This window comes from Achromobacter xylosoxidans, assembly GCF_014490035.1.
Taxonomy (GTDB): Bacteria; Pseudomonadota; Gammaproteobacteria; order Burkholderiales; family Burkholderiaceae_B; genus Achromobacter; species Achromobacter bronchisepticus_A.
Map to the genome: position 1 here is coordinate 721,089 of NZ_CP061008.1, position 12,028 is coordinate 733,116.

At 64.2% G+C, this 12,028-nt stretch carries 15 protein-coding genes and 1 tRNA gene; 5 read left to right on the forward strand and 11 right to left on the reverse strand.

What is annotated here, in order from left to right; translation table 11 throughout:
• Positions 1-10 precede the first annotated feature (10 nt).
• From ampD to IAG39_RS03360, 3 genes are all read right to left on the reverse strand, one after another.
• A complete protein-coding gene (ampD, locus tag IAG39_RS03350) occupies positions 11-589 on the reverse strand; it encodes a 1,6-anhydro-N-acetylmuramyl-L-alanine amidase AmpD (RefSeq protein ID WP_118931499.1) in 579 nt (192 codons plus the stop codon).
• A gap of 72 nt (positions 590-661) precedes the next feature.
• The gene (locus IAG39_RS03355) at positions 662-925 is read right to left on the reverse strand and encodes a PP0621 family protein (protein WP_059373915.1); all 264 of its coding nucleotides are present in this window, start codon (positions 923-925) and stop codon (positions 662-664) included.
• A 1-nt stretch (position 926) separates the two neighbouring features.
• Entirely contained in the window at positions 927-1,769 is an 843-nt protein-coding gene (locus IAG39_RS03360; protein ID WP_059373914.1) for an inner membrane protein YpjD, read from the reverse strand.
• 106 nt (positions 1,770-1,875) lie between these two features.
• On the opposite strand from IAG39_RS03360, the gene ffh reads away from it, so the two are divergent.
• Positions 1,876-3,282 (forward strand): signal recognition particle protein, encoded by a 1,407-nt coding sequence (gene ffh, locus IAG39_RS03365; protein WP_054459340.1) that lies wholly within the window; start codon positions 1,876-1,878, stop codon positions 3,280-3,282.
• Between the two features lie 298 nt (positions 3,283-3,580).
• Here the strand turns inward: ffh and lysM are convergent, their stop codons facing one another.
• The 5 genes from lysM to trmB form a co-directional block, all read right to left on the reverse strand.
• Complete coding sequence (lysM, locus tag IAG39_RS03370; RefSeq protein WP_054459342.1) at positions 3,581-4,027, reverse strand: peptidoglycan-binding protein LysM; 447 nt, start codon at positions 4,025-4,027, stop codon at positions 3,581-3,583.
• A 43-nt stretch (positions 4,028-4,070) separates the two neighbouring features.
• Positions 4,071-4,388: a hypothetical protein gene (locus IAG39_RS03375; RefSeq protein WP_118931500.1), complete on the reverse strand. Its 318-nt coding sequence runs from the start codon at positions 4,386-4,388 to the stop codon at positions 4,071-4,073.
• A gap of 283 nt (positions 4,389-4,671) precedes the next feature.
• On the reverse strand, positions 4,672-4,872 hold the full coding sequence (thiS, locus tag IAG39_RS03380) for a sulfur carrier protein ThiS (RefSeq protein ID WP_088142993.1): 201 nt from the start codon (positions 4,870-4,872) through the stop codon (positions 4,672-4,674).
• A gap of 14 nt (positions 4,873-4,886) precedes the next feature.
• Positions 4,887-5,825: a prolyl aminopeptidase gene (gene pip / locus IAG39_RS03385; RefSeq protein ID WP_118931501.1), complete on the reverse strand. Its 939-nt coding sequence runs from the start codon at positions 5,823-5,825 to the stop codon at positions 4,887-4,889.
• On the reverse strand, positions 5,825-6,649 hold the full coding sequence (gene trmB / locus IAG39_RS03390; RefSeq protein ID WP_165867763.1) for a tRNA (guanosine(46)-N7)-methyltransferase TrmB: 825 nt from the start codon (positions 6,647-6,649) through the stop codon (positions 5,825-5,827). Before trmB ends, pip begins: the two co-directional genes overlap by 1 nt.
• A gap of 184 nt (positions 6,650-6,833) precedes the next feature.
• On the opposite strand from trmB, the gene IAG39_RS03395 reads away from it, so the two are divergent.
• Positions 6,834-6,907: transfer RNA gene (locus IAG39_RS03395), tRNA-Gly, on the forward strand.
• Positions 6,908-6,983: 76 nt separating this feature from the next.
• Positions 6,984-7,367, forward strand: a complete 384-nt coding sequence (locus IAG39_RS03400) for a YybH family protein (RefSeq protein WP_118931503.1) — start codon at positions 6,984-6,986, stop codon at positions 7,365-7,367.
• A gap of 42 nt (positions 7,368-7,409) precedes the next feature.
• Here IAG39_RS03400 and IAG39_RS03405 read toward each other — a convergent pair whose 3' ends face one another.
• From IAG39_RS03405 to IAG39_RS03415, 3 genes are all read right to left on the reverse strand, one after another.
• Complete coding sequence (locus tag IAG39_RS03405) at positions 7,410-8,372, reverse strand: bifunctional GNAT family N-acetyltransferase/nucleoside diphosphate kinase regulator (RefSeq protein WP_059373909.1); 963 nt, start codon at positions 8,370-8,372, stop codon at positions 7,410-7,412.
• A gap of 97 nt (positions 8,373-8,469) precedes the next feature.
• Positions 8,470-8,988 (reverse strand): hypothetical protein, encoded by a 519-nt coding sequence (locus IAG39_RS03410; protein ID WP_124260336.1) that lies wholly within the window; start codon positions 8,986-8,988, stop codon positions 8,470-8,472.
• A 74-nt stretch (positions 8,989-9,062) separates the two neighbouring features.
• Positions 9,063-10,115: a GlxA family transcriptional regulator gene (locus IAG39_RS03415; RefSeq protein WP_118931505.1), complete on the reverse strand. Its 1,053-nt coding sequence runs from the start codon at positions 10,113-10,115 to the stop codon at positions 9,063-9,065.
• A gap of 92 nt (positions 10,116-10,207) precedes the next feature.
• Here IAG39_RS03415 and IAG39_RS03420 point away from each other — a divergent pair, with 92 nt between their 5' ends.
• Together IAG39_RS03420 and IAG39_RS03425 are read left to right on the forward strand one after the other, a co-directional pair.
• A complete protein-coding gene (locus IAG39_RS03420) occupies positions 10,208-10,993 on the forward strand; it encodes an alpha/beta fold hydrolase (protein WP_118931506.1) in 786 nt (261 codons plus the stop codon).
• Positions 10,994-11,020: 27 nt separating this feature from the next.
• On the forward strand, positions 11,021-12,004 hold the full coding sequence (locus IAG39_RS03425; RefSeq protein ID WP_118931507.1) for a Bug family tripartite tricarboxylate transporter substrate binding protein: 984 nt from the start codon (positions 11,021-11,023) through the stop codon (positions 12,002-12,004).
• The last annotated feature ends 24 nt before the right edge of the window (positions 12,005-12,028 follow it).

The window sequence follows — 12,028 nt, forward strand, 5'->3', positions numbered from 1 at the left end:
CCTTGTAGTGTCAGACGGGCGGCAGCTGCCGCCGTGCAAAGCCGCTGTCGCGCGCAAAGCGCGTCCAGTTGAAAGCGGGCCCGGGGTCGGACTTGCGCCCGGGGGCGATGTGCTCGTGTCCCCAGGCTGCCGCCAGGGGGTAGCGCGCGCGCAGCACCGGCGTCAGCTTGCGCAGGGCCAGGTACTGAGGCTCGGCATAGGGCAAGGTGTCAGTGCCTTCCAGCTCGATGCCGATGGAAAAATCGTTGCAGCGTTCGCGGCCTGCAAAGCGCGACACGCCCGCATGCCAGGCGCGTTCGTCGGTGGACACGAACTGGACGATGCTGCCGTCGCGGCGGATGAAGAAATGCGCCGACACGCGCAGGCCGCGCAGCCGTTCCAGCCAGGGATGCGAACCGTAGTCCAGGGTGTTCAGGAACAGCCCCGCGACTTCAGGGCCGCCAAATTGGCCCGGCGGCAGGCTGATGTTGTGCAGCACCAGCAGCGACGCCTGCGCGCCGGCGGGGCGCGCGTCGCAGTTGGGGGAGGGCATGAGCGAAACACCCGGGGCTGGCGCCAGCCAGCCATGACGATCCAGAAGCAAGGCCATGGGAAGAGAGCATGCGTGTGGTTTCCAACACGCATTATGCCGTGCGGGGCGGCAAGCCTCTAATCAGGCGGATCAGTGCCGGGCCGGGCCCAGACGCGCGTGTTCCGCGCTGCACCAGGTCTGGCCGTTCTGCTGCAAGGCCTCGGAGCGGGGCAGATGGATGCCGCAGTGGGCGCAGCGCACCATGGACTCCAGCGGCTTGGGGCCGCGCGCATCGGTCTTGGGCTTCTTCGCGCCCTGCTGGCCGGCTTGCCGCGCGGCTGCCATGCGGCCGGCCAGGCGGGCCACGAACAGCACCAGGATGATCAGAACAATCCAGAACAGCAACTTGCCCACTTCAACCTCGATGCAGAATCATTTCCAGCACGAACCGGCTGCCGGTATAGGCCAGAATCAGGAACCCGAAACCCGTCAGCGTCCAGCGCAGGGCGACGCGGCCGCGCCAGCCCCAGATGTGGCGGCCGGCCAGCAGCACGCCGAAGGTCAGCCATGACAACAGCGTGAACACGGTCTTGTGGTCGAACGGCAGGATCTTGCCCGTCAGCTTCATGGACGCCACGGATCCCGTGCCCACGGCCAGCGTCAGCACGATGAAGCCGATCCAGATGATGCGGAACAGCAACTGTTCCTGCACCAGCAGCGGTGGCTGGGAGTCCAGCACGCGGCCGATGATGCTGCGTTCGGCGGGGGCGTCCAGCGGACGGTGCAGGTGGCGGTCCAGCAGCGCCATCATCATGGCGTGCAGCGCGGCGATGGTGATCAGGCCGTAGGCCGCCAGGGCGATCAGCAGGTGGACGCGCAGCCAGGCGTCATTGGCGTGGGGCACGAACTGGCCCTGGGGGAAGATGGCGGCCAGGCCGCTGGCGATGGTGGCTGCCGGCAGCAGCAGCAATTGCAGGCCGTCTATGCGCACCAGCAGGCTTTCCAGCCAGAACACCACCATGCCCAGCCAGATGGCGGCGGACAGGGCCAGCGCCCACCCTATGAACAGGTGCTGGGTGCCCAGCATCGATTGTTGCAGCCCGATTCCATGGAGAACCAGGGCTCCCAGCAGGCACAGGCGGGCGATTTTTCCCGTCTGTTCCACGCCGCCGGCGCCGGCCAGGCGGATCCAGAGCGACCCCCCGAGCACCGCGTACGCCAAGGCAGCCGCCGTGTGAAATACAATGCCTAGTGACATAGAAACCGTTGTCTGGATGGGGCCTTGGGGCGCATGCCGCCCGAAAGCGCAGAATCCGCGCCTGCGGCCACCGTTCAATCAACTAGTTTAAGCGGAAACGCCTCTCATGCTCGATAACCTAACTCAACGCCTGTCGCGCGTCGTCAAGACGCTGCGCGGGGAAGCCCGCCTGACCGAGGCCAACACCCAGGAGATGCTGCGCGAAGTGCGCATGGCGCTGCTGGAAGCCGACGTGGCCCTGCCCGTCGTGCGCGAGTTCGTCGCGCGCGTGAAGGAAAAGGCGCTGGGCGAAGAAGTCGCCAGCAGCCTCAGCCCGGGCCAGGCCCTGGTGGGCGTGGTCCACAAGGAGCTGACCGCCCTGATGGGCGGCGACCTGGGCGCCGACTCCGGCGAACTGTCGCTGGCGGTGCAGCCGCCCGCCGTCATCCTGATGGCAGGCCTGCAGGGCGCCGGCAAGACCACCACCACCGGCAAGCTGGCGCGCTGGCTCAGCGAAGGCCAGCACACCCAGCACGGCCGCAAGACCGGCAAGAAGAAAGTGCTGGTGGTGTCCGCCGACGTCTATCGCCCGGCCGCTATCGATCAGCTGAAGAGCGTGGCGGCCCAGGTTGGCGTGGACTTCCTGCCGTCCGACCCCAGCCAGAAGCCCGAGGACATCGCCCGCAACGCGGTGGACCATGCGCGCCGCCATCACTATGACGTGCTGATCCTGGACACGGCCGGCCGCCTGGGCATCGACGAGGCCATGATGCGCGAAATCCGCGCGCTGCATGACCTGGTCAAGCCGGTGGAAACGCTGTTCGTGGTCGACGCCATGCAGGGCCAGGACGCGGTCAACACCGCGCGCGCCTTCGCCGAAGCGCTGCCCCTGACCGGCGTGGTGCTGACCAAGCTGGACGGCGACGCCCGCGGCGGCGCGGCCCTGTCGGTGCGCCACGTCACCGGCAAGCCGCTGAAGTTCGTCGGCGTCTCGGAAAAGCTCGACGGCCTGGAGCCCTTCTACCCCGAGCGCATGGCGCAGCGCGTGCTCGGCATGGGCGACATCGTGTCGCTGGTCGAACAGGCTCAGAAGAACATCGACATCGCCGAAGCCCAGAAGCTGGCCGCGAAGATCAAGTCGGGCAACAAGTTCGACCTGAACGACTTCCGCGACCAGCTCGGCCAGGTGAAGAAGCTGGGCGACATGGGCTCGCTGCTGGAAAAGCTGCCGGCCCAGTTCCAGCAGGCCGCTGGCCAGCTGCAGGGCGGGCAGGCTGAAAAGCAGCTGCGCCGCACCGAAGGCATCCTGAATTCCATGACCGCGGCCGAACGCGCCAAGCCCGAACTCATCAAGGCCTCGCGCAAGCGCCGCATCGCGGCCGGTTCCGGCGTGCCGGTGCAGGAAGTCAACCGCCTGCTCGCGCAGTTCGACCAGATGCAGGGCATGATGAAGCAGATGAAGAAGGGCGGCATGGCCAAGATGATGCGCGCCATGGGCGGCATGAAGGGCTTGGGCCGCTTTGGAATGAAGTGAGGCCGGCCCCCCGCGGCGCGCGCACTGCGTGCGCTTGCGGTGCCCCCACGCTTCGCTCACTGCGTGAGCTCTCTGCCCCCCGAGGGGGCTCATTGTCCTTGGGGCGGCCCGGCGGAAAAAGGCCTTCTTGCGCCGGACTGGAATGCCCCTGTTGGGGCATTTTTTATTGGAGAGACGGGAAAAAAAATGGCCAGACGTTGCGTCTGGCCAAGTAATCGCGGCTAGCAGGGGGCGCCTGCCGCGATGCAAGCCGGAAAGCGCATGGGTGCCTTCCGGCCTGTCCGATTTATCGCAATGATCAGGACAGGGGCGGGATGCGCAGCACCTGGCCCGGATAGATCTTGTCGGGGCTGGTCAGCATGGGCTTGTTGGCTTCGAAGATCAGGTTGTTCTTCGCGCCCTGGCCCTTGCCGTATTGCGCCTCGGCAATCTTCCACAGGTTGTCGCCCTTCTGTACCGTGTACATCTTGGCTTCCGGGGTGGCCTGCTTCACCTTCAGTTGGTTGTCCACCTGGGCCACGCCCACGGTGTTGCCCAGCGCCAGAGTGATCTTCTCGGCCGCTTCCGTGCTGAGGGCCTCGCCCGCCACCGTGACCTTGTCGCCATCGACCGAGATCTGCAAGCCGTCGGCATTCAGGCCGTGCTTATCGAGCTCTTTCTTCAGTTCGTCCGCCGTCGCGGCCTTGGCCTCGCTGGCGCCGAAGAGCTTTTCTCCAACGTCCTTGATGAAATTGAGCAGACCCATAGTGTTTCCTTTATCTATGTTGCGGTGAGAGAAACAAGTGCCATCAGGGCTTTTGGCCCATGAACATTTTGCGCACGACGCCGGCGATCAGGGTCAGCACGGCGCCACCGACGCCGCCGCCGACCACGCTGCTGGCGATCGCGGAAAGATCCAGTCCCGTATTGCCCGCTGCAACCGCGTTCGCTCCTGCGGTGATCATCGGAGCCAGCCAGGAACCCCCAGCCAGGCCGCCGATGGCGCCTGCGATGGTGTTGCCCAACGGGCCCAGATTGAACTGCTGGAGCATCTTTCCCAGGCCATTGCCCCCGGCAGCGCCGGCGACAAGCTGGATGATCAGGTTGATGATGACTGCGGTGTTCATGATGCCTCCTCTGCCCCGCGAGGGCGATGTGCAACGCTAGAACAACAGCAAGACAAGAGAGTACGAAACCAGCAGGAACGATTATGACTCGCACATTCCCCGCGCGACGAGGGGTTAACGTGTAACAGGTTGCTAGCCTGTTGGCAGACTACGCAAGAATGCTGGTCAGTTTGCAGGGAATGCGCCGCGATCGGTCTAAACCGCATCGGGCGCGCGGCTACATGCGACAAGGGCCGCTATCGCAGCGGCCCTTGTCTTTGCAGCTTTCAGTGCGGCGCGGGCTTCAACCGCCGCCCACCGCGACCACGATCTCGACCTGGTCGCCGTCGCTCAGCGCGGTCTGCGCGTGCTGGCTCTTGGGCACGATTTCGCCGTTGCGTTCCACGGCCACGCGCTTGCCGGCATAGCCCAGGGCCTCCAGCAGTTCGTTCACGGTCGTGTCCAGGGGAAACTCCCGTGCGTCTCCGTTCAGGGTGATGTGCATGCAGGTCTCCTCAGTTATCGCGCATAGCCGTCGGTGGCGGCGATCAGCCGCGCCAACGTGCCGGGTTCGTCAAACGCATGGCCCGCGTCCGGGACCAGGTGGAATTCGGCTTCGGGCCAGGCGCGGTGCAGGTCCCAGGCGGTGCGCGCGGGCGTGCAGACGTCGTAGCGCCCCTGCACGATGGTGCCCGGAACGCCGCGCAGCTTGTGCGCGTCGCGGATCAACTGGCCTTCTTCCATGAAGCCGTGGTTCACGAAGTAGTGGTTCTCGATGCGTGCGAATGCCAGCGCGGCACGGTCGGCGGCATGGCTTTGCTGATGGCGCGGGCTGGGCAGCAGCGTGATGGTGCTGTCTTCCCACTTGCTCCAGGCCTTGGCCGCGCGCAACTGCTCGGCCGGGTCATCGCCCGTCAGGCGCTTGTGATACGCGGCCACCAGGTCGCCGCGCTCGTCTTCCGGAATCGGCGCCAGATATTCTTCCCAGCGGTCGGGGAATAGCCACGACGCGCCTTCCTGATAGAACCACTGGATTTCTGCCTTGCGCAGCCCGAAAATGCCCCGCAGCACCAGCTCGCTCACGTGCGATACATGCGTTTCCGCATAGGCCAGCGCCAGCGTCGAACCCCAGGACCCGCCGAACACCAGCCACTTTTCCGCGCCCATGACCTCGGTGCGCAGGCGCTCGATGTCGGATACCAGATGCCAGGTCGTGTTGTTGTCCAGACTGGCGTGGGGCCGTGAACGGCCGCAGCCGCGCTGATCGAACAGCAGCACGTTGTAGCGCTGCGGATCGAACAGCTGCCGATGCACGGGCGAGCAGCCGCTGCCGGGGCCGCCATGCAGGAACACGGCGGGCTTGCCCTGCGGATTGCCGCAGAGTTCCCAGTAGATCTGGTGGCCGTCGCCGGTGTCCAGCGTGCCTTGGCGGTAGGGTTCGATGGGCGGGTATAGCATCAGGCGACTCGCTTGAAGATCAGGTCCCAGACGCCGTGGCCCAGGCGCAGGCCGCGGTTCTCGAATTTGGTCAGGGGGCGGTAATCGGGGCGGGGGGCGTAGCCGTCCGCGGTGTTCGCAAGCTGCGGCTCGTTGCCCAGCACTTCCAGCATCTGCACCGCGTAGTCTTCCCAATCGGTGGCGCAATGGATGTAGCCGCCCGGCGCGATGCGGCTGGCCAAGAGCGAGATGAACGCGGGCTGGATCAGGCGGCGCTTGTGATGGCGCTTCTTGGGCCACGGATCCGGGAAGTAGATGTGCACGCCGGCCAGCGAATCGGGGGCGATCATGTCGCGCACCACTTCCACGGCGTCGTGCTGGATGATGCGCAGGTTCGGGATGCTGGAGTCTTCAATGCGGCGCAGCAGCGAGCCGACGCCGGCGTTGAACACTTCCACGCCCAGGAAGTTGTCGCCCGGGCGCGCCAGCGCGATCTTCTCGGTGGTCTCGCCCATGCCGAAACCGATCTCCAGCACCGTCGGCGCCTGCCGGCCGAAGGCGGCGGCGGGATCCAGGCGGCGCGGCGCATACGGGATGGACCATTGGCCCATCAGGCGCTCGAGCGCGGCCAGCTGGCCCTGCGTAATGTGGCCGCGGCGGTGCACGAAACTGCGGATATGGGTCGCGCCGGGGCTGTTGGGAGCGTGGGCGGTACTGGCCAGCGCAGCCTGCGTTTCCGGGGAAACGGCGGTAGCCGAGGGTTCGCCGCCAGGCGTCGCGGGGGTGCTTGCGGCAGCCGGGGCCGAGGCGGCTGCGGGGTTGTTTTCGGGGGTGTTCGTATTCATAGCCCGAATTGTAGTGGCAGGCCCGGCGCGCCGCTGTCGCCCAGATGCACTAAATTGGGGACATATTTACAACCTTGAGGCTGAGGGCCGCTGCGGCAGGGCGACGGCAGGCGGCGGCGATGAAAAAAGGCGCGCTATAATCGCCGCCTCTGCTTCGGCTTTGCGCCGAGGGCACGACACCCGAGCGGGTGTAGTTCAATGGTAGAACGGCGGCTTCCCAAGCCTCAAGCGTGGGTTCGATTCCCATCACCCGCTCCATCTCTCTCCTCCGATATTCGACTGTGATTTTGGGATCGGTCCCAAGGTCTGACGCCCAAGAATCGAGGTGCCCGCAATGACCGACGACGAAAAAGCGATCCGGCAGGTTGTAGAGACCTGGATGGCTGCGAGCAAGGCAGGCGACCTCGCAACCGTTCTGACCTTGATGACCGACGACGTGGTGTTCTCGGTGCCGGGGCAGGAGCCGTTTGGCAAAGAGGCGTTTGCGGCAGCCTCGCAAAGCATGGACGGCGTGCAGATAGACGGCACAAGCCAGATCGTCGAATTGCAGCTGCTGGGAGACTGGGCGTTTATCCGCAACCGCATCGAAATGACGGCCACGCCGCCCGGCGGAAAATCCGTCCGGCGTTCGGGATACACGCTGACACTTCTGCGTAAAGAGTCCGACGGCAAGTGGCGGCTTGCGCGCGACGCCAACCTGCTGACGGTTCAACCCTGATGAAAGGCCGCCTTTGCGCAGGCGCCCCAGCCTCCCAGCGGTCTACAGATGGAAATCGCCCGCGGCTTCCGGCTGGTAAAGCACTTTCCTGATTCCGATCCGGCGGGTCCGGTCTGAAATCCGCCAATCGATGGAATCCCCCTCCTGGTAGCCCAGGATAGCGGCGCCGACGTCGGAACACACGGAATACTTTCCCGCGCTGCTGTCGGCGTCTTCCGGGTAGACCAGGGCAACTTCCATTTCTTCGTCGTCCAGCTGCAGCAAGGCCCTGGAGTTCATCGTGACGACATTCCGTGCCACCTGCTGCGGCGCGACGACGATGGCTCGTTCAAGCTCGTGCTCGAGTTCGACAACAGCCGGGCCTTGCTCGAGTTCGATCAGCTCCTTGAGCCGTGCCTTGTCGATCTCAGTGACGTAGATATCCGTGGAGTCGACAACGACGCCTTCGCGCAACAGCCGGAGATAGCGCCCCGCGGTCATGGAAAACGACTTCAGTGTCGGCGTTTCGGTCTCAAGCAGAAAGCCGCTGCGCAGAAAGGTCTTCAGCGAGCGTGCGTTGTCCGGGTGGATCTTGGCGATGAGCTTTTCGGCCCGCATGTCGAGGAAGGCCAGCTTCATGCCTTCGCGGATCGTGCTTGCCCCCAGGTTCCGGCCCCAATTGTCGCAGTCTCCGATCACCAGGACGATTTCGCAGTCGGGGCCGGTCTTGACCAGGCGCACGAAGCCCACCGGGACGTCGCGCCTGTCATAGGCCATGAAGAAGCGGCCGCCCTGGTTGAACAGATGGGTCAGGATCGGCAGTTGCGTCCGATCGATGGCTTGCTCGATGAAGCGGGAGACATTGCGCGAATCGCTCAGATAGCAGGTGACGCGCTCGTCTTCCAACCAATCCATCAGCGTCAGCGCGTGCGTCCGGGTAATTTCCGGGCACAGCGAAATGAAAGGCTTGTTCATCTTCACCACACTCATTCGTAAAGGATGAAAGCCCTTCATGGCGATGGCCATGACGGTTCTTTCGGCAAACCCGGCATTTTAGGACGGAATGCGGATGGATGCTGGGCAGGCCGGGAATGGGCGTCGCTTGCAAGGCCGTAGGGGCGTGTCAGATCGCATGAACCCTGCGCCTGCGCATGATCCACCGCCAGGAATCCGCGAACAGTTTTGCCGATACGGCAAAAGCGATCAGCACGGCCGCGCCAGCAAGCATGGGCCATCGATGCGCCCAGGAATGTTCGAACACCAGGAGGACGAGCATGTGCCCCAGCGCGGCCATCAATGGTGCGCCGATCATCCATCCCGCGACGAACCAACGGTCGTGACGGGTAAAGACCTTCGCGAAACTGAGGTGATAGGCCACCCGTGCGACGTAATAGGACAGCACCAGGGTCAGGAAAATGAGTGCGATGCCAGCAAGCGTAAAGTCCTCGGATACGCGGACCTTGTGCCAGCTTTGAAGCATCGGGTCACCGATCAGAATCCATTGGTCTACCGGCGGATCGTAGTGCACGATCGGAATGATTCCGACACCGCGTGCAAGCCACGACAATCCATGGAAGCAGTACCAGGCAAAGACGATCGAAGCTGCCGCGCCGAACAGCATGCGCAGTTTGTGACTAGCCACTGCAGTAATTCCCATCGCGCTTGAAGTTCCCTGAGTATTCCACGAATACTCCTGGCGTTCTCGGCAACCAGTCTCTAGGCCTCGCTTCCATACTGCTCCATCTTCCACCGCGCCCGCGGCCCCCGCTGCGTGTATTCGCGCCGGTAATCCGCCGGCGTTACGCCGAACTTGCGCTTGAAGGCGCGGCGAAAGGCTGCGACGTCCAGATAGCCGCAGTCATTGGCTATGTCCTCCACCGAACGCAGCGTCACTTCCAGCCACATCTGGCTCTTTCTCATCCGTATATCGGTGAGGAATTCATGCGGCGTGATCGCCAAATGCGTCCGGAAAAGGCGTGCCAAGGTTCTTTCACTGACCGCCGCATGTTGCGCGGCGCCGCCTATCGTCACGGCTTCCTGCGCATGCGCCAACAACCACTGCACGGCGCGATAGAGCGGGCTGTCCCGGGTGAGGCCGCTGACCTTCTCTATGGGCAGCGTCGACGCGATGATCTGCCGCGTGGGATCGAAGACGAGCTTGTCGCGCGATGCGCCGGCCAGTCCGGCGATGCCCGTGCGCTCCATCAGTTCAAGCACGCAGTCATAGGCCAATGAAGGCGTTCCGGCCAGCAGGATTCGCTCGCTGGCCCAGACAATCGGATCGTTGGCGATGGTCAGGTCCGGATGGGTCCGCGCGAAGCCGGACTGGTACGCCCATTGCACCGGCGTCTGCATCTTGTCCAGTACGCCTGCCGCCGCAACCAGCCAGACGCCGGTGCCGACCGCGCAGACGTAGCGTTTGTCCGCCACGGCGCTACGGATTTCGTGCAGCACGGCTTCGTTGCTTGCCACGCTGGCGCGCAGCTGCGGCACCGAGACCGTTTCCAGGGGCGGCACGAAGATGGCGCGCTCCATTGCCGAGTCCGGCGCGCCCGGCGGCATGAAGCATAGGTGTTCCGCTTCCGCCGATAGGTCCACTTCCGCGCAGCGCCACGTCACCACATGGCCACTCGCTTGCCCGCTGCGGCTGCGGGCAATGCCGTTGGCGGTGCGGAACGTATCGATCGCGGCATGGATGGGGCCGTTCAATCTGCCGGCTGGCAGCAGCAGTTCCACATGCAGAGGGTAGTTGTCTGGAGCGGCACCCATGATGTCTGTTTGGAGCGCGGTCTTTCCGCAGAGGATCGAACAAAATCAACACGCAAATATTAGATCAACCGCGTCCTCCAAGGAGCTTATCCGTGCCCTATGCAACCGCGTCCGACGACACCCGCATCTACTACGAAACCTATGGCGAGGGCGCACCCGTCCTGTTCATCCATGGCGGCGGCGGCAACACCATCTGCTGGTATCAGCAGGTGCCTTTCTTCGCCCGGAAGTACAAGGTCATCGTGATGGACTTGAGGGGCTTCAAGAACTCTCCCTGCGCGCCGGAACGCAACCATCCGCGGCATTACCCCGCAGACGTGCTGGCCATACTGGACCAGGAAGGCATAAGCAACGTGAACCTAGTGTGCCAGTCGCTGGGCGCATGGGCCGGCCTGCCGCTGGCCGTGCAGCACCCAGGGCGCGTCCAGACGCTGTTCATCAGCGGCTCGCCGACGCCGGCCTATTCGCCCGAGACCTGGGAAATCCTGCGCAAGGCCGGCAAGACCTTCGATGATGGCCGCCATGACCTGCGCAGCAAGAGCATCGGCTGGAACCGCAAGAACGTCGAGGCCCGGCCCGAGATGCTGCACCTGTACGGCTGCATCAAGGCGCTCAACCCCAAGGGTTTCCTGGCGCTGACCATGCAGGCCGACGACGTCAAGATCCATCCCGCCGAGTTCGAGGGCTACCGCGTACCCACTTTGATGACCGGTGGCTGCCACGACGATTTCCTGACTCCGGAAAGCCACCATCTGGTCGCGAAGCTGTTGCCTGGCAGCAGCAAATACACCTTTGAAGGCTCAGGCCACTCTCCTTACTTCGAAACGCCGGACGAATTCAATCGCGTGGTGCTCGAGTTCCTGGACGCACACAACTAGTTCCTGATCCTGCAAGAAGGAGACAACATGGCTGCCATCAAGAAAACACTGGGATTCGGGCTGGCTGGCGTCATGGCGCTGGCCAGCGTCGCCGCCATGGCGCAAACCGGTTATCCGAACCGGCCCATCCGCTGGATCGTTCCCTCGCCGGCCGGCGCGCCTATCGACGCCATCGGACGCAAGCTGGGCGAACTCATGTCCGCGCGGCTCGGCGCGTCCATCGTGATAGAAAACAAACCCGGCGCCGGCAGCACCATCGGCGCTACGGAAGTCGCGCGGGCCAAGCCCGACGGCTACACCTTGATGCTGAGCGTGGGCGACGCGCTCATTTCTTCGGTCGTGACCATGAAGGTGCCTTATGACCCGCATCGCGACTTCACGTTGATCAGCAAGATTGCCGCATCAGGTCCTGTGCTCATCGCGAACAAGTCCATGCCGGCCGGCGACCTGGCCGGGGCGGTCAAGGAGGCCCAGGCGGCGCAGGTCCCTCTGGCCTATGGGTCATATGGCCCGGGCTCATACCCGCAACTGATCATGGAGAGCCTGGCCAGGCAGTCTACGGTGAAGTTCATCGAAGTCCCCTACAAGGGCTCGCCGCCGGCGATGACCGATCTGCTGGGCGGACAACTGGCGTTTACCTTCACGTCCACCAGCATTGCGGCGCCCATGATCGCGGACGGCAAGGTCAAGGCCATCGCCGTCATCGGCGACAGGCGTTCGGCGCTGCTGCCTGAGGTCCAGACCTTCGCCGAAGCGGGATACGACGCCTTCATATTCAAGAACAAGGCGTGGGTCGGCCTGAGCGGCCCTGCCGGCATGTCTGCGGACGTTGTGCAGAAGCTTGCGGCGGCGGCCCAGCAGGTGGTGAGGGATCCAGAGTTCGGCAAGTATCTGGAGAACATCGGCTTCGACGCCGTGGGCAATACGCCAGAGGAGTTCCTGAAGGAGTATCGGGAGGAGTATTCGGTTGTGCCGGGGCTGATCAAGGAGTTGGGCGTGGCGGCGCATTGATCAGCGGGCTTATTTGATGGCGGG